The following is a 16,422-nucleotide window of genomic DNA, read 5'->3' as shown; positions in this document are numbered from 1 at the left end:
TCCTTTATATCGATACCCTGAGGTTATCAGTTGTAAGCGAGATTCGATTTGTAGCGCATTGATCGCCCGCCGTACAGTCCGTCCCATAAGAACAAAACATCGGACGCCACTATGAAAACCCTGCCTACGCCCCTGCTCGCCAAGATTTCCTGGCGGCTGCTGCCTTTCCTGCTGTTGATGTACATCATGGCCTTTCTCGACCGCGCCAACGTCGGGTTTGCCAAACAAGCCTTTCAAGCCGACACCGGTTTGAGCGACGCCGCCTTCGCATTTGGCGCGGGTGTGTTCTTCGTTGGCTATGCGCTGCTGGAAGTACCGAGCAACCTGATCCTGCACCGTGTCGGCGCCCGTCTGTGGATGTGCCGCATCATGGTCAGTTGGGGCCTGGTTTCCGCGGCCATGGTATTTGCCCATAACGAAACCAGCTTTTATGTGCTGCGCTTTTTACTCGGTGTGGCCGAAGCCGGATTCTTCCCCGGCGTGATCCTCTACCTCACCTACTGGTTCCCACAGGCCGTGCGCGGCAAGGCCATGGGCTTCTTCTACTTTGGCGCGCCTTTGGCCTTCATCTTCGGCAGCCCGTTGTCCGGTCTGCTGCTGGAAATGGACGGCCTCGCTGGGATTCACGGCTGGCAATGGCTGTTCGCGGTCGAAGGCCTGATGGCAACGGCAGTGGGCATCTGGGCGTACTGGTACCTGGACAATCGCCCCGCCGATGCCACGTGGCTGACCATGGATGAACGCCAGCAGATCCAAAGCCTGCTGGACAGCGAAGACCAACACAAAACCTCCCACGGCCGCAGCCTGCTGACCGTACTGTGCCAACCCTCGGTGCTGTACCTGTGCCTGGTGTACCTGCTGATCCAGGCCAGCGTGTACGGCGTCGTGTTTTACCTGCCGACCCAGGTCGGCGGCCTGCTCGGCACCAAGATGGGGTTGATGGTCGGGCTGGTCTCGGCCATCCCTTGGCTGTTCGCGTTGTTCGCCGCCTGGTGGATCCCCAGCTATTGCGACCGTACCGGCCTGCGCCGGCAGACCGCGTGCCTGACCCTGCTGATGGCCGCCGCCGGCATCGCTTGCTCGGTGACCTTCGCCAACCCGCTGCTGGGCATGCTCGCGCTGTGTTTCGCCGCCTCCGGTTTTATCGCGGTGCAACCGGTGTTCTGGACCTTCCCCTCCAGCTACCTGGCCGGCAGCGCCGCCGCAGCCGGCATTGCGCTGATCAATTCCTTCGGTGCCCTCGGTGGTTTTATCGCCCCGGTGATCAAGCACTGGGCTGAAGGCGCCTTCAATTCCCCAGCAGCCGGTTTGTACCTGCTGTCCGCCACCACGGTACTGGCTGCATTGCTGGTGCTGGGCATCCATTCACCCGGCCGCACCGCGTCGAAAACGCCGGCCACTGTTTAACGCCAGGAGTCACACCATGGGTCATCTCACCATCAAACACGTCCGCGCCTTTGTACTGCGAGGCGGCGGCGCCGATTACCACGACCAGGCCGATGGGCACTGGATCGACGACCATATTTCCACCCCAATGAGCAAGTACCCCGAGTACCGCCAGAGTCGCCGCAGCTTCGGCATCAACGTACTCGGCACCCTGGTGGTGGAAATCGAAGCCAGTGACGGCACCGTTGGTTTCGCGGTGACCACCGGCGGTGAACCGGCCGCCTACATCGTCGAGAAACACTTGGCGCGCTTCATCGAAGGCGCCCGCGTCACCGACATCGAGAAAATCTGGGACCAGATGTACCAGTCCACCCTGTATTACGGCCGCAAGGGCCTGGTGATCAACACGATTTCCGGCGTCGACCTGGCGCTGTGGGACTTGCTCGGCAAAATCCGTCAGGAACCGGTGCACCAATTGCTCGGTGGCGCGGTGCGTGACGAGTTGCAGTTCTACGCCACCGGCGCGCGCCCGGACCTCGCGCAGAAGATGGGCTTTATCGGTGGCAAGATGCCCCTGCATCACAGCCCCAGCGAAGGCGAAGACGGCCTGCGCAAGAACCTCGAAGCCCTGGCGGCCATGCGCGAACGGGTCGGGCCGGACTTCTGGCTGATGCTCGACTGCTGGATGAGCCTGGATGTTAACTACGCCACCAAGCTGGCGATTGGCGCCCATGAACATGGCTTGAAGTGGATCGAAGAAGCACTGTCCCCTGACGACTACTGGGGCTATGCGGCCCTGCGCAATAACGTGCCCAAAGGCATGTTGGTCACCACCGGCGAACACGAAGCCACCCGCTGGGGCTTTCGCATGCTGCTGGAGATGGGCTGCTGCGACATCATCCAGCCCGACGTCGGCTGGTGTGGCGGCCTCACTGAGCTGGTGAAAATCTCGGCGCTGGCCGACGCGCATAACGCAATGGTCGTGCCACACGGTTCGTCGGTGTACAGCTACCACTTTGTCGCCACCCGCCATAACAGCCCATTCGCCGAGTTCCTGATGATGGCGCCCAAGGCGGATGAAGTGGTGCCGATGTTCCACCCGCAATTGTTGGGCGAACCGGTGCCGGTGAATGGCCGCATGCGCTTGTCGGTACTGGACAAGCCCGGCTTCGGCGTGGACCTGAACCCCGATTGCCAACTGCACCGTCCCTACAACCGCTGAGGAAAGCGCCATGCACATGCCCCGCAATGGCTTCAAGGCCGCCCTCGCCAAGGACGCCACCCACTATGGCATCTGGGCCGGTTTCGCCACCGGCTACGCCGCCGAGATCGTCGCCAGCCTGGGTTACGACTGGATGCTGATCGACGGTGAACATGCGCCCAACACTGTGCCCAGTGTGCTCAACCAGTTGCAGACGGTCGCGCCGTACACCACGGCGCCCGTGGTGCGTGCCGTCAACGGTGACGCCAGCCTGATCAAGCAACTGCTCGACGTCGGCGCCCAGACCTTGATGATCCCCATGGTCGAAACCGCCGAGCAGGCCCAGGCCCTGGTGCGTGCCATGCGTTATCCGCCCCATGGTATTCGTGGCGTCGGCGGCGGTTTGACCCGCGCCACACGCTGGGACGGCGTGGACAACTACCTGAACACCGCCCATGAACAGCTGTGCCTGATCGTGCAGGTGGAATCGCGCCTTGGCGTGGAAAACGTCGCTGCGATCGCCGCCGTGGAAGGTGTTGACGCGGTGTTCATCGGCCCCGCCGACTTGTCCATCGGCCTCGGCCATGCCGGCAACCCCGGCCACCCCGAGGTGCAGGAGCGCATCAAACACGCCATCGACGCCACCCTCGCCGCCGGCAAGGTCAGCGGTATCCTGGCGCCCAACGAAGACGACGCACGCCGCTACCAAGCCTGGGGCTGCCGCTTTATCGCAGTGGCCATCGACATCAGCCTGCTGCGCCAGAGCGCCCTGGCCACCCTCGCCCGCTATCGCCCAGCTGCCGACCCACAAGCGCCTTCGCGCACTTACTGAGGAACCTGCCCATGCCATCCGTTCCCGTTTACCAGAACTTCATCAACGGCCGCTTCACCCCCAGCGAAGCGCACATTGACGTGCTCAACCCGGCCACCGGCGCGCTGCTGTCCAAGGTGCCGGCGTCCACCGCTGCCGATGTCGACCAGGCCCTGGCCGCCGCGCGCCAGGCGCAAAAGGCCTGGGCGCGTAAACCCGCCATTGAACGCGCCGGGCACCTGCGGCGCATCGCCGCCAAACTGCGTGAGAACGTTGCGCACCTGGCGCGCACCATTACCCTGGAACAAGGCAAAGTCAGTGGCTTGGCGGAGGTGGAAGTGAACTTCACCGCCGATTACCTCGACTACATGGCCGAGTGGGCGCGGCGCATCGAAGGCGAGATCATCACCAGCGACCGCCAGAACGAAAATATCTTCCTGTTCCGCAAGCCGTTGGGCGTGGTGGCCGGCATCCTGCCGTGGAATTTTCCGTTCTTCTTGATCGCGCGCAAAATGGCGCCGGCACTGCTTACCGGCAACACCATCGTGATCAAGCCCAGCGAAGAAACCCCGAACAACTGCTTTGAATTCGCCAAGCTCGTCGCCGAGACCGACCTGCCCGCCGGTGTGTTCAACGTGGTCTGCGGCGACGGCCAGGTCGGCGGCGCACTCACGGCGCACAAGGGCGTAGACATGATCAGCTTCACCGGTAGCGTGGCCACCGGTGCGCGGATCATGACCGCCGCCGCCCCGAACATCACCAAGCTCAACCTGGAACTGGGCGGCAAGGCCCCGGCCATCGTGCTGGCGGACGCCGACCTGGACCTGGCGGTGAAAGCCATCCGTGACTCGCGCATCATCAACACCGGCCAAGTGTGCAACTGCGCCGAGCGCGTGTACGTGGAGCGCAAGGTCGCTGATCAATTCATCGAGCGCATCAGCGCAGCCATGTCCGCCACCCGCTACGGCGACCCCATCGCCAGGGCAGACGTGGAAATGGGCCCGCTGATCAATCGCCAGGGCCTGGACAGCGTCAACCGCAAGGTGCGCACCGCGTTGAGCCAGGGCGCGAGCTTGGTCAGTGGCGGGCAGATCGCCGACCTGGGGGCGGGTTTTCACTTCGAGCCGACGGTATTGGCCGGGTGCCGCGCCGACATGGAGATCATGCGCGAAGAGATCTTCGGCCCGGTACTGCCGATCCAGATTGTCGACGACCTCGACGAAGCCATCGCACTGGCCAATGACTGCGATTACGGCCTGACCTCGTCGATCTACACCCGCAACCTGGGCAAGGCCATGCACGCGGTGCGCGAGATCGACTTTGGCGAAACCTACGTCAACCGCGAGAACTTCGAGGCCATGCAAGGTTTCCACGCCGGCGTGCGCAAATCCGGCATCGGCGGCGCCGACGGCAAGCACGGCCTTTACGAGTACACCCACACGCACGTGGTGTACCTGCAGAGCTGAGCGGGTTAAACCGGGCCAGGCACGCTAGCGTGCTGGCCCCTTCGAATTTGCTTCTGATAAGGACAGCGTCATGCCCCTGACCGACTATAGCGGCCCGATCATCGACAGCCATTTGCACCTGTTCGACCCGCGTCGGCCCCAGGGCATTCCATGGCCCGAGCCGGGCAACCGGTTGTATGCCGCGCACCTGCCAGCGGATTACTGGGCCCTGGCCGAGCCACACAACGTGGTCGGCGCAATTGCCGTGGAAGCCAGCCCCTGGCGCGACGATAACCGCTGGCTGCTCGACACCCTGCGCAGCGATCCGCGCATGCTCGGCTTTGTGGGCAACCTGGACCCGCTGCACGCACGCTTTGCCGCCGACCTTGATGCCCTCGCGGATGAGCCGCTGTTCCTTGGCCTGCGCTACGGCAACCTGTGGGACCGCGACCTGTTGCTGGACCAGACACGCCCAGGGTTTATCGACGGCCTGCGCCAGCTCGCCGCCACGGGCCGCAGCCTGGACAGCGCCAACCCGAACCCGCGCCTGATCAAGGGCCTGCTGACGTTGAGCGATGCCCTGCCAGCGCTGCGCATTGTCGTCGATCACCTGCCTAATGCCCAGGTGCCGGCGGGTGAAGAAGCGGCGTATCACGCGGACCTGTTGCGCCTGGCAGAGCGCCCGAATGTGTTCGCCAAACTGGCAGAAATCCCCCAGCTCGGGCCGCACGGCGTGATCACCGACACAGCGTTCTACAACGACCGCCTGGCCGTGCTCTGGGAAGCCTTTGGCGAAGACCGTTGCTTCTTCGGCAGCGACTGGCCCAACAGTGATCATCTGGCAGATTTCGCCACCACCCTCGGGCTCGTCAAACGCTGCATGGCCGACAAATCCGAGACCGTGCAAGCCAAGTTCTTCGTGCACAACGCGGTACGGGTCTACAGCCCCGCCCCTCACCCTGGAGCGCAGTGATGCAGACACGTGCCTTTCGCATGAACCTCAACCCGGGCCAGGCCGCCGAGTACCGCCGACGTCACGATGAGATCTGGCCGGAACTCGCCCAGGCGCTGCTGGAGGCCGGCGTGGTGGATTATCGGATTTTCCTCGATGAGCCCGCCAACGCACTGTTCGCCACGCTGACCCACGAAGACGCCCATGGTTTGGATGAACTGCCTGGCACCGCACTGATGCAACGCTGGTGGAACTACATGCAAGACATCATGCACAGCCATGCGGATGCCTCGCCGGTCAGTGTCGACCTGCTGCCGATGTTCAAACTGACGCGCCCCTGATCCAACTGACCCACAACAACAATAAAAAGGATTCGACGACGTGGAAATCATTCTCCTTGGTGTGATTCTGCACTTCATCGGCGGCTTCGCTTCCGGCAGTTTCTACATCCCTTACAAGAAGGTCCGCGGCTGGGCCTGGGAAAGTTATTGGATCACCGGCGGCCTGGTGTCCTGGCTGATCGTGCCGCTGATCGCGGCGCAACTGACGGTGCCCGGCTGGGTGGAAATCCTGCGCAACGCCGACACCAGCACCCTGCTCTGGACCTACCTGTTCGGCGTGTTGTGGGGCATCGGCGGGCTGACGTTCGGCTTGAGCATGCGCTACCTCGGCTTGTCCCTCGGCATGTCGCTGATCATGGGCCTCACCTCGGCCCTCGGCGCCTTGATGCCGGCGCTGTACCGCGACCTGTTCACCACTGAAACCGAAGGCACGCTGACCTCGATGCTGGCCTCTCAAGGTGGGCATTGGGTGTTGTGGGGCGTGGCGGTGTCGTTGGTGGGTATTGCGGTGTGCGGCAAGGCCGGGCTGATCAAGGAACGCGAAGTGTCGCAGGCGGTGAAGTTCGCCAGTGTCAGCGAGTTCGCGCTGGGCAAGGGCATGCTGGTGGCGGTGATTTCCGGGGTGCTGAGTGCGTGTTTCAGCTACGGCATTTCTGCCGGCCGCCCGCTGGCCGCCGCAGCGGTAGAACACGGCGCCAACAGCCTGTTCCAGAACAACGTGACCTTTATGGTGATCATGTGGGGCGGACTGACCACGAACGGCATCTGGTGCCTGTGGCTGAACTGGCGCAACCGTACCTTTCATAACTACACCGACCGTAGCACCCCGTTGCTGGGCAACTACTTGTTAGTGGCCATCGCCGGCACCCTGTGGTTCTTGCAGTTTTTCTTCTACGGCATGGGCGAAAGCCGCCTGCAGAACGACGCCAGCTCCTGGGTACTGCACATGTCGTTCATCATCATCGTGTCCAACTGCTGGGGCTTGTATTTCCGCGAATGGCACGGCACCAGCGTCGCCAACAAGGGCGTTTTGGTAGCGGGTATCGCGGTGATCCTCGGCGCGATTGCCATGGTCGGCTACGGCAATTTCCTCGGCTGACACCACCCCATTTTTGAAGGAGTGTTTTTATGTTGCTTGCAGACAAAACCGTGATCATCACCGGCGCCTCCCGTGGCATCGGCCGCGCCGCCGCCCGTGAATGTGCACGCCAAGGTGCCCGTGTGGTCATCGGCCACAGCGGCAGTGGTCAAGGCACGGAAGCGGCCTATTCGTTGATTGAAGAGATACAGGCGTTTGGGGGTGAAGCCATCGAAGTGGGCGGCGACGCTGCGGACCCGGACACCGGCGACAAACTGGTGGCGGGCGCAGTCAAGGCCTTCGGCAGCGTCGACGTGTTCGTCAATAACGCCGGCATCTGCCCGTTCCACTCGTTCCTCGACATGCCCCGTGAGGTGTACCTGCAAACCGTCAACACCAACCTCAACGGCGCCTACTTCGCCGTACAGGCGGCGGCCAACCAGATGAAAAACCAGGGGCGCGGCGGCGCGATCATTGCCGTCAGCTCGATCAGCGCCCTGGTCGGCGGTGGCATGCAAACCCACTACACGCCGACCAAGGCTGGGCTGCATTCGCTGATGCAGTCCTGTGCGATTGCCCTGGGGCCTCATGGCATTCGCTGCAACTCGGTACTGCCGGGGACCATCGCCACCGACATCAACAAGGAGGATCTCGCGGATGAGGAAAAACTCGCCTACATGACCTCGCGCACGCCGCTGGGTCGACTCGGCGAGCCGGATGATGTGGCGGGGCCGATCGTCTTCCTGGCCTCGGACATGGCACGCTATGTGACCGGCGCGTCGTTGCTGGTGGATGGCGGGCTGTTCGTTAACTTGCAGTAACCCGTCTCTTCCAAAGACCACAGTTCCAATGTGGGGGCGGGCTTGCTCGCGAATGCAGTGTGTCAGTCACCAGATTCATGCCTGAACCACCGCATTCGCGAGCAAGCCCGCACATTAGAACTGTGGTCGCTCCCTAAGCGTGCATCTGCCCGAACTTGCCCGCGTGGAAATCAGCAAACGCCTGATGAATCTCTTGCTCGGTATTCATCACAAATGGCCCATGGCCCACGATCGGCTCGTCGATAGGCTCGCCACTCAGCAGCAAAACCTTGGCGTCGTCGCTTGCCTCCAGGGTGAGTTGGCTGCCATCGCGCTCGAACAACGCCAATTGCCCGTGGCGCGCAACCTCCTTGCCATTGACCAGCACCGTGCCGCGCAGGATTACCAGTGCGGTGTTGCGTCCTTCATGCAGGTCCAGGGTGACTGGCTTGCCGGCGTTGAGGCGCACGTCCCACACGTCTATCGGCGTGAAGGTGCGGGCCGGGCCATGGCTGCCGGCGAATTCACCGGCAATCAGACGCAGTTGCCCGGCGTCGTTGGCCAGTGGCAATACCGGGATGTCGCCGTCGACGATAGTCTGATAACCGGCGTCGGCCATTTTGTCCTTGGCCGGCAGGTTGACCCACAGTTGCACCATCTCCAGCGCCCCGCCGCTGCGGGCGAAGGCTTCGGAGTGGAACTCCTCGTGGAGAATGCCTTTGGCGGCGGTCATCCATTGCACATCGCCCGGGCCGATTTTGCCGCCGGCGCCGGTGGAATCGCGGTGTTCGACCTCACCGTCGTAGACGATAGTCACGGTTTCAAAACCGCGATGAGGGTGTTGGCCGACGCCGCGACGTTGTTCAGTCGGGGTGAAATCAGCCGGGCCGGCGTGGTCCAGCAACAGGAATGGACTGATGTGCTTGCCCATAGTGTCGTAGGAAAACAGCGTGCGCACCGGAAAGCCGTCGCCAACCCAATGGGCGCGGGGGCTGGTGTAGATGCCGATAAGTTTTTTCATGGTGTGCCTCCAAAGTGAAGACACCATAAGTCTGCCAACGCTTGAGGACTAGCCGGCAAAAGCGACCTTATTCGTCCTATGTATAGGACAATCCCTTGGCCTGGCGCTGTCGCAGCAGGTGAAACGCGATGAATGCCGCCACCGCAAAGCAGGCCTGGATAATGATCATCGGCGCGGCACTGCCATCGCGCAATTGGCTCAACAACACCCCGCTGCAGGTCGCACCGAACATCTGCGCAAACCCCATCAAGCCAGCAGCCAAACCCGCTGCGGCCCCAGACGCATGATGTTGCGCCGGGTGTCGGTGGAACCCACGATCAGCATCGACACGATCAGGCCGACATTGATGCCGTATTCAAGGTGGCTCAAGCCCGTACCGCTGGAGGTCAATGACCGCGTGTTGCGCATCGCCGATATGGCCACCCTAAGCCGTGGCTATGAAGACCCGCCCCGCTACCGCATTCGCCACCAGGGCGACCCGGCAGTGATGCTCGGCGTGATCATGTTTCAGGTGCGTTCATTCGGCGTGATGTTCATGGTCTTCGCTACCTCGCCGCTGGGTTTGATCGGTGCGGTGCCGACTTTGCTGCTGTTCAACCAGCCGTTCGGTTTGGTGCAGGGGCGAGAGAAGACGAAAGCTGCCGAAATTCCCCACATAACTGCCGGATAAGCTCTACTCCCCACCCCTGAAAAGGTCCGCAAAGTCCCTCGCCTGAATACACAGTGCGAGGGATTGCAGATGGACTTTTCTGTTGTTGGAGCTGTTTCTTGAACCCGGCCATTGGCAGGCTGGCCCTGACGCCAATGGATGTGAAGACGGTCGATGTCGAGGCCGTCTTTCGCGATTTCCGTGAATGCCTGAACACGTTTGATGACTGGGCGTCGAGCGTCTGGAGCTTTTCCGCGCTGGATATCGAGCAGGTGTTCAAGGTCGGGGATGAGGTGGCGCTGGTCGCGCCGATCAACCGTTCTCTTTATCCCAGTGCCACCACCGCCACCTGCCAGGCCAACGGCACGTTAACCCTGGTGCACATGTTTCAAAGCACGCAATTCGTGCCCATCGGCAACACGCCGGTGATGCTGCAACGCGTCGATCCCAACGGCGGCCCACTGGGCGAACCGCTCCACAAAACGATTGGCCCAAGCGGCATTCTCGAAATCAACGAGTGTGATCGCAACCAGCAGTACCGGGTCTGCTTCTATCCCAACGTTTCCAAAGATCACGTCAGGGCGCTGTATGCGTCTTATCAGGCGGTGATTGATGCATTGGACGTTCGCCTGCGCAACGAGTGGAAAAGCACCTTCCAAGCCCAGTGGAAGGACTACACAGACGCTAACCCGCTTGATCAGCGCAGGATGCTGGAGAAGGCATTTCTACATGGGATGGGCAAGGCGCTTTACAGCCTGTGGCACAACATCACACAGCTGTACGACCTACTGGCAGACATCAAGCCTAACAGCGAAAAGTTGCTTCAATACGTCTCTGAGGCCGAGCTTGATGAGCTGCTGAAACTGGGCAGTGAATCAATTGCCAAGGGTTTGCTCGTACTCAGTGATGAACCGCTGTTGTTCATCTATCTGGCGGCGACCTCCAGCTGGGTACGGATGTTGCCGCCACCAGAGATGAACGAGGTGATGGGGGAAATCACCGGCGAAGTGTTGATCAATCTGCTGCTGTTGAGGGTCGCGGGCGCCATGGGTGTGGCCGTGCGCCTGGGTGTGCAGGTGCTGAGTCAAATCAAGTCGGGTAGAGCGCGCAAGTTGCTTGAGATGTTGGCGGATCAACTGGTGGGGCCTCGGTTGGAGCCGCATATCGAAGCGGCCAAACCGATTCTGCTGGGGGGGCCGGCGACGCCGATCAGGGTGATTCCGGATGTGCCGCTGAAGGTTGGGGATCAGGTGGTTTCCAATCCGGTGCCGATGGTTAGGGACAAGGTGGAACAGCGTTACGACAACGCCAGGCTACTGCTGACCGAGATCGAAAACGAAGTCGGCGAAACCTAACGGCTCCAGTACCACAGCAACGGCCTGATCCAACAGGAAATCGGATTTGACGGGCAGCGCACGGCTTACGTTTACGACCTCAACGGCAACCTGCAAGAAAAGACCGAATATGGCGACGATGGCAGTCAGCTAGTCACCCGCTACGAGCGCGACCATGCCGGACGCCTCGTCAGAAAAACCCTGCCCGACGGTAACATCGTCGATTACGCCTACGACCGCCAAGGCAACCTCCTCAGCGTCGACGACGGCCACTGGGCCTTGGCCTACGAATACGATCCGCAACACCGCCTCACCGCCGAACACCAAGGCTGGGGCACTCTGCGCTATGGCTACGACGCCTGCGGCCAACTTCAAAAACTGCGCCTGCCGGATAACAACCGCCTCACCTTCAACCACGACAAAGGCGGACACCTTTCCACAGTTGAACTGAATGGTGCGGTCCTGACCTCACACTTATTCAAAGCCGGCCAGGAACACCAACGCCAACAAGGCCACCTAATCAGCCACTACCACTACGACGACCAGCAACGCCTGCACGCCCACGCCGTTACCCAACAGGAACACCACCTTTACCAACGCCACTACGACTACGACAAAGCCGGCAACCTCACCCGCCTGAACGACACCCGCAAAGGCGAACACCACTACCACTACGACCCCCTCGCCCGCCTGACCCGGGCCGATCACTCTCAAAGCGAGCAGGAACACTTCGGCCATGACCCGGCGGGCAACCTGCTCATGCAAGACCGCCCCGGCCCGGACATCGTCGCCGGCAACCGTCTGATGATCCAAGGTGATCGCCATTACGACTACGACGCCTTCGGCAATCTGATCCGTGAACGCCGAGGCAAAGGCCACCAACTCGTCACCGAATACCGCTATGACTGCCAGCACCGCCTGATCGGTATAACGCAACCCAATGGAAAAACGGCCAGCTACCGCTACGACCCCTTCGGCCGCCGCATCAGCAAAACCATCGACGGCCTAACCACCGAGTTCTTCTGGCAAGGCGACAAACTCATCGCCGAACACCACGCGGACCGCCACCGCAGTTACCTCTACGAACCCGACAGCTTTCGCCCGTTGGCGCTGCTGGAAGGCTTCGGCCCAAAAGACACCAAGCCCTACCACTACCAACTCGACCACCTCGGCACCCCACAGGAACTCACCGCCTCCAACGGAGAAATCGTCTGGTCTGCGCACTACCGCGCCTACGGCGAAATCAGCCGCCTGGACATAGGAAAAGTCGACAACCCGCTGCGCTTTCAAGGCCAATACTTCGACCCGGAAAGCGGGCTGCATTACAACCGCCATCGCTACTACAATCCGGATGTTGGTCGTTACCTGACGCCGGACCCGGTGAAGCTGGCGGGTGGGATCAATGCGTACCGGTAAGTGCCCAATCCTACTGGCTGGGTGGATCCTCTGGGATTAACTTCTTGCCCAAGAACCGCTGGATGCAAACCATCCTATAACGCCCAAAGTCCTTTTGACTCCGTTAAAGTCAACTCCGGTGAGCCAAAAACTCCCGGGCCGCAGCTTACAGCTAGACAGAAGAGAACTGAGGAACTTACCGAAGCAAATGCGAAACGTCGAGTACTGGAATACGAAGCAGAGTACGACATGCACATGGTTGGCAAGCACGGCCCAGAGGTAGAGAGTCACAAGATAAGAAGGCGTTCGATCAATGGAACAGACCCAATAACAGATATAACTCCGCAAAATAAAAAAGGCGTCCCAAGTTCCCAATTTAACAGCTGGAAGCTCCAACTTCAGGCATGGACAAAGGCTACGTCTCGGGTTGAACGAGGCCTGCCGCGCTACACTGACATTGACGACAAGACAAACGATATTGTGCGCTTAGAATTACCAGGAGCTGGACGTGGCTACAGACCTAACAAGAAAGACCCTGACAATCCAACTTTCAACCCTTCAATGAATGGCGCAGAAATGAAATTTCGTGAAAGCGGAACGCCTTTTACTCTATTCCCAATTAAGGAATAAAAATGCTATTTCACCCTTCCTCCGAGCACATACCTTTCGATGCCAGCTTGAACTATTTCGTAGGCGTTTTTGATATTTATGACAGGGAGGAAACCAAAGGGAAAGCACTCGCCCGCCTCAATCCAAACGAAAAGAAAGACAGAGAAGCGCTTATACATGAGTACTGCTTAGATCCTTTCAACAGGCTTTCCTATCGCCATAGGTACCGACTAGTAGAAACCTTACTTCAGGCGTTAAACACTGAAAACTTTAACTTCCACGCTTACTTTGAGGACGATCCAGAGGCGTATTCAAAAATGGCTTGGGACGAAACCGAAATCGCCGATCCTCGAGGCTTCTTCGTCGACATCTACCGACTCGCCAACGAGGTCTGGAAGGACGACCTCGAAAAAGCCGGCCTCGAAGACCCATCAACTTGGTAAAACCAACACCACTCTCCAAGACAACATCGCCGCTTGTGACTTGCTCGTGCTGGGCCGCGAAGCGGCCCCAGTCCAGGCAATGGGTATTTCAGATAAATAGGCATTGGCTGTTTTGGGGCTGCTTCGCTGCCCAGCGCAGGGCGCCCGCGTCAGCTTCGTCGTGGCCGCGCCGCAATTGGCGGCCAACCTGACCAATATGAAGCTGATGAGCGGCGGCGTGACCTCGGAGCTGTTCGAACAGATCGTGTACCGCATGCTCAGCGAAGGCAGCTACGCCAAGCACCGCAAGCGCATGGTGCTGCGCTTGATCGAGGCCGGTGGGCGGGTCGAGCAATGGCTCAAGCGTTGCGGCTGCGAATTGCCCATGGGTTACGAAGGCGGGATGTTTATCTGGGCGCGCCTGCCGCCTGGGATCAATGGCGAGTTGCTGACCCAGGCGGCATTGAAACAAGACATGGTGCTGGCGCCGGGCGCGCTGCTCGGTTATGACCCGGCGCACCGCGACTCGATGCGCTTCAATGTGGCCCACAGTGATGAGCCACGGGTGCAGCAGGTGTTTGAGGCGCGGTTGCGAGGTGTCAGTTGAATCAACTCACGATGTCGCTCTGTTTCAATTTGCCGTGGACCATAAGGACCAAGGCGGGCTCGTCGGGCTTGGCGCTGATGCGCAACGTACTTATCTGAGGTGCCGGGTCATAGGTCACCATCGCTTCACCGCTGGCACCAGAAAATGCACTGACGAACTTCAGCGGCATGTCACCCAGTGTCGTGGTGATTCCGGACACGTCCACTCGGTCCTCACCGCTGACGAAATCCATGATCTGGTCCGGGGCAGCCCAGGTGGACTCACTGGTCTTCCCATAAACAAAGACGTCATTGCCTTTGCCGCCCCACAAGATATCTGCCCCGCCCGCGCCGGATAAGCGGTCATCGCCATCCCTTCCCATAAGCGTGTTGGCCGCTGCGTTGCCGACCAGCAAATCATTGCCCGAGCCGCCGATGGCGTTTTCGATGGTTGCGCCGTAGGCAATCGAGACATTGCCCTTGAGCTCGCCGACGTCAGAGAACGTCCCTGGTTCCAGGCTGACCTTTTGGTCCTGCTGATAGCCGGAAAAGTCCAATGTGTCATTGCCGCCACCGTCCCAGATGGCAGCGACCATCTTGTCTTTGTCGGTCTTTAGGCTCAAGAAGTCCCGGTTCGTATTGGCGTTGAAACCGTAGGTGGTGTCGTCTTTGCGGGTTTCGTAGTTGGCGCCGTATTTCTTTTGATAGGCACCGATATCGTCCAGTTGCGGCGCCGACGCGCGGGTATCGCCATGGTCCATATAGCCTCTACCTACGCCAAAATAACTCATGCTGGTATGGCTTTCAGAGTCCTCGAAATACCCGGGCTTCGCTGGCCCGGAACGGGCGTCATATCGGCTGGGATGGCTCAGCCCCAAGGCATGGCCCAGCTCATGCACGACGGTAAAGCGACCTGCGTCGCCTTGAACGGCATGGGAAACGGCTTGATCCTCCGTTGTATCGACAAACCACACTTCGCCGCTTCGCGTGTCCTTGGGGTTTGGCAAATAAGTCTGCGGGTAGGGCTGGCCCACCTTATTGGCCAAATGGGTGTAATTGCCGATGGTCAGATGACCTTCGCTGGTTGCTGTTTTCGGTCCCTCGGTAAACGTGAGGTTTGCCACGTCGGAAATAGATCGCAAACTGCGTCGGACCTGTTGTTTTTGGAGGTCGAAGACAGGCGTGAACCCAGCTATTTTACGGGGCTTTTTATCCTTGACTTCAGAGGCCCGGAATTCATAGGTCACGTCATAATGACCATTCCCATTCTTGTCCGGCCAGCCGGCACTCCCTCGCCAGAGTCTCTCGATCGCCTCTTCAGGGGTTTTTGAAGGTAATCCGTTGTATTGGATGCCTCCACCGCGGTCATCTCGGTGCTGAAACTGTTCAATCATCTGGTATGTGCTGCTCGCACGTGAAGTAACGACTGTCATGAATGCACTCTTATCAGGCAATGAAGCCTGATCTTCCGATCCAGGGCACACACCCGGATGTGCGTTGAAGCTGGAAGTTCGAGCGATTCCGGTCAAGTGAAGCCATCGCTTTATTCCCGGATGGCGTAGGACGTCGAGCAAAGCTTGGCGCTCCCCTGAGTATCCAACCCGCAATTTTGCTTCATCGTGTAGCGCCTTATCGCCCGATACACTGCAATACAAAGGGCACAAGGCAACCGCGTCGCCAATCGCTAGACTGCGCCGACCGCGACAAACTCTGGAGCGACCTGCACGAGATGGAACACCTGGTGCGCGCAGATCGAGATCAGTTTGTGAGGTTGAATCGGGCGCTCTAAGCCTTACTCAGTCCGAATGTATAAGCTGGCTTGCCGGCGATGCAGAAGCCCGGGTTCATCAGGCACACCGAGTCGATGCCTTCGCAGGCAAGCCCCCACAGGGAAACGCGTACGCCTCATCGATCAGGTCGGCTAGCAGGCCGCCTCGGTTTTTGCTTTTGATGCAAGCCGGCCGCAACCATTAAAAGTCATGGGGGCTGTGAATTTCGCCCATGGCCCCTGCGACATTCGCTGCCCTCTTGCGCGTTGACCATCGTAGCCACACACCATATAGTGTGCCCACAAACAGAACAGACCACTACATAGTGTGCGGTATCGGTATTTATCGACCACACTATGCGCAGTATTTCAATGCCTGAAGCCTGCAAATTACTTATTTTTTGGCGGCTCCAAGGGCCGTCAAACCCGATCTGAAAGGAATATTTCGATGCTGAGTTGGGATGAAGTCGACAACAAAGACACCGGTGCAGCGGTGATCAAAGGCGCCAACGCCGGCCACGCCACCGAAGCCAACATGGACCGCCTCGACGGTGCCGGCGCTGCCGCCGCCATCGAAGCCCGCGCCGTCACCGCCAATGACTCCGCCGCCATCGTGCGCGCCAAG

At 60.0% G+C, this 16,422-nt stretch carries 13 protein-coding genes and 4 pseudogenes; 14 read left to right on the top strand and 3 right to left on the bottom strand.

Going from position 1 to position 16,422, the window contains the following annotated elements; all coding sequences use genetic code 11:
- The first annotated feature begins 111 nt into the window (after positions 1 to 111).
- The 8 genes from AACY36_RS23325 to AACY36_RS23290 all read left to right on the top strand — a co-directional run bounded on the left by AACY36_RS23325 (position 112) and on the right by AACY36_RS23290 (position 8,035).
- Positions 112 to 1,407, top strand: a complete 1,296-nt coding sequence (locus tag AACY36_RS23325) for an MFS transporter (RefSeq protein ID WP_339497618.1) — start codon at positions 112 to 114, stop codon at positions 1,405 to 1,407.
- A 16-nt stretch (positions 1,408 to 1,423) separates the two neighbouring features.
- Positions 1,424 to 2,608 carry an L-rhamnonate dehydratase gene (rhmD, locus tag AACY36_RS23320; RefSeq protein ID WP_339418913.1) on the top strand — a complete coding sequence of 395 codons (1,185 nt, stop codon included), beginning with the start codon at positions 1,424 to 1,426 and terminating at the stop codon, positions 2,606 to 2,608.
- 10 nt (positions 2,609 to 2,618) lie between these two features.
- A complete protein-coding gene (locus tag AACY36_RS23315) occupies positions 2,619 to 3,419 on the top strand; it encodes an HpcH/HpaI aldolase family protein (protein WP_339418911.1) in 801 nt (266 codons plus the stop codon).
- Positions 3,420 to 3,430: 11 nt separating this feature from the next.
- A complete protein-coding gene (aldA, locus tag AACY36_RS23310) occupies positions 3,431 to 4,864 on the top strand; it encodes an aldehyde dehydrogenase (RefSeq protein WP_339418909.1) in 1,434 nt (477 codons plus the stop codon).
- A 70-nt stretch (positions 4,865 to 4,934) separates the two neighbouring features.
- Positions 4,935 to 5,816: an amidohydrolase family protein gene (locus AACY36_RS23305; protein WP_339428219.1), complete on the top strand. Its 882-nt coding sequence runs from the start codon at positions 4,935 to 4,937 to the stop codon at positions 5,814 to 5,816.
- Positions 5,816 to 6,136 carry an L-rhamnose mutarotase gene (rhaM, locus tag AACY36_RS23300; RefSeq protein WP_339418907.1) on the top strand — a complete coding sequence of 107 codons (321 nt, stop codon included), beginning with the start codon at positions 5,816 to 5,818 and terminating at the stop codon, positions 6,134 to 6,136. The genes AACY36_RS23305 and rhaM overlap by 1 nt, the downstream gene beginning before the upstream one ends.
- A gap of 40 nt (positions 6,137 to 6,176) precedes the next feature.
- Positions 6,177 to 7,235, top strand: a complete 1,059-nt coding sequence (gene rhaT, locus AACY36_RS23295) for an L-rhamnose/proton symporter RhaT (protein WP_339418905.1) — start codon at positions 6,177 to 6,179, stop codon at positions 7,233 to 7,235.
- A gap of 29 nt (positions 7,236 to 7,264) precedes the next feature.
- A complete protein-coding gene (locus tag AACY36_RS23290) occupies positions 7,265 to 8,035 on the top strand; it encodes an SDR family NAD(P)-dependent oxidoreductase (RefSeq protein WP_339418903.1) in 771 nt (256 codons plus the stop codon).
- Positions 8,036 to 8,168: 133 nt separating this feature from the next.
- On the opposite strand, the gene AACY36_RS23285 is transcribed toward AACY36_RS23290, so the two are convergent.
- Together AACY36_RS23285 and AACY36_RS23280 are read right to left on the bottom strand one after the other, a co-directional pair.
- On the bottom strand, positions 8,169 to 9,035 hold the full coding sequence (locus AACY36_RS23285) for a pirin family protein (protein ID WP_339418901.1): 867 nt from the start codon (positions 9,033 to 9,035) through the stop codon (positions 8,169 to 8,171).
- 76 nt (positions 9,036 to 9,111) lie between these two features.
- Positions 9,112 to 9,407 (bottom strand): annotated as a pseudogene (locus tag AACY36_RS23280) (MFS transporter); the annotation flags it as partial.
- On the opposite strand from AACY36_RS23280, the gene AACY36_RS23275 reads away from it, so the two are divergent.
- From AACY36_RS23275 to AACY36_RS23255, 5 genes and pseudogenes are all read left to right on the top strand, one after another.
- The gene (locus AACY36_RS23275; protein WP_339419127.1) at positions 9,382 to 9,705 is read left to right on the top strand and encodes a hypothetical protein; all 324 of its coding nucleotides are present in this window, start codon (positions 9,382 to 9,384) and stop codon (positions 9,703 to 9,705) included. The pseudogene AACY36_RS23280 and the gene AACY36_RS23275 sit on opposite strands and share 26 nt — an antisense overlap.
- A 134-nt stretch (positions 9,706 to 9,839) precedes the next feature.
- Positions 9,840 to 12,431 (top strand): annotated as a pseudogene (locus AACY36_RS23270) (RHS repeat domain-containing protein); the annotation flags it as partial.
- Positions 12,432 to 12,434: 3 nt separating this feature from the next.
- Positions 12,435 to 13,043: a hypothetical protein gene (locus AACY36_RS23265; RefSeq protein WP_339497616.1), complete on the top strand. Its 609-nt coding sequence runs from the start codon at positions 12,435 to 12,437 to the stop codon at positions 13,041 to 13,043.
- A 2-nt stretch (positions 13,044 to 13,045) separates the two neighbouring features.
- The gene (locus AACY36_RS23260) at positions 13,046 to 13,465 is read left to right on the top strand and encodes a hypothetical protein (protein ID WP_339418900.1); all 420 of its coding nucleotides are present in this window, start codon (positions 13,046 to 13,048) and stop codon (positions 13,463 to 13,465) included.
- Positions 13,466 to 13,607: 142 nt separating this feature from the next.
- Positions 13,608 to 14,051, top strand: a pseudogene (locus AACY36_RS23255) (PLP-dependent aminotransferase family protein); the annotation flags it as partial.
- A 1-nt stretch (position 14,052) separates the two neighbouring features.
- Here the strand turns inward: AACY36_RS23255 and AACY36_RS23250 are convergent.
- The gene (locus tag AACY36_RS23250; protein ID WP_339437094.1) at positions 14,053 to 15,462 is read right to left on the bottom strand and encodes a M10 family metallopeptidase C-terminal domain-containing protein; all 1,410 of its coding nucleotides are present in this window, start codon (positions 15,460 to 15,462) and stop codon (positions 14,053 to 14,055) included.
- 783 nt (positions 15,463 to 16,245) lie between these two features.
- Between AACY36_RS23250 and AACY36_RS23245 the strand changes: the two are divergent.
- Positions 16,246 to 16,422, top strand: a pseudogene (locus AACY36_RS23245) (ribonucleotide-diphosphate reductase subunit beta); the annotation flags it as partial.

This window comes from Pseudomonas sp. EA_15y_Pfl1_P101 (genome assembly GCF_963970835.1).
Taxonomy (GTDB): Bacteria; Pseudomonadota; Gammaproteobacteria; order Pseudomonadales; family Pseudomonadaceae; genus Aquipseudomonas; species Aquipseudomonas tritici.
This window is presented reverse-complemented; position numbering and strand designations above follow the sequence as displayed.

Bases quoted from the DNA above. Each gene is read 5' to 3' on its own strand.
- AACY36_RS23290 (WP_339418903.1), top strand. From the start codon at position 7,265: ATGTTGCTTGCAGACAAAACCGTGATCATCACCGGCGCCTCCCGTGGC.
- AACY36_RS23250 (WP_339437094.1), bottom strand. From the start codon at position 15,462: ATGACAGTCGTTACTTCACGTGCGAGCAGCACATACCAGATGATTGAA.
- AACY36_RS23285 (WP_339418901.1), bottom strand. From the start codon at position 9,035: ATGAAAAAACTTATCGGCATCTACACCAGCCCCCGCGCCCATTGGGTT.
- AACY36_RS23275 (WP_339419127.1), top strand. From the start codon at position 9,382: ATGCCGTATTCAAGGTGGCTCAAGCCCGTACCGCTGGAGGTCAATGAC.
- AACY36_RS23325 (WP_339497618.1), top strand. From the start codon at position 112: ATGAAAACCCTGCCTACGCCCCTGCTCGCCAAGATTTCCTGGCGGCTG.
- aldA (WP_339418909.1), top strand. From the start codon at position 3,431: ATGCCATCCGTTCCCGTTTACCAGAACTTCATCAACGGCCGCTTCACC.
- AACY36_RS23305 (WP_339428219.1), top strand. From the start codon at position 4,935: ATGCCCCTGACCGACTATAGCGGCCCGATCATCGACAGCCATTTGCAC.
- rhmD (WP_339418913.1), top strand. From the start codon at position 1,424: ATGGGTCATCTCACCATCAAACACGTCCGCGCCTTTGTACTGCGAGGC.
- rhaM (WP_339418907.1), top strand. From the start codon at position 5,816: ATGCAGACACGTGCCTTTCGCATGAACCTCAACCCGGGCCAGGCCGCC.
- AACY36_RS23260 (WP_339418900.1), top strand. From the start codon at position 13,046: ATGCTATTTCACCCTTCCTCCGAGCACATACCTTTCGATGCCAGCTTG.
- AACY36_RS23315 (WP_339418911.1), top strand. From the start codon at position 2,619: ATGCACATGCCCCGCAATGGCTTCAAGGCCGCCCTCGCCAAGGACGCC.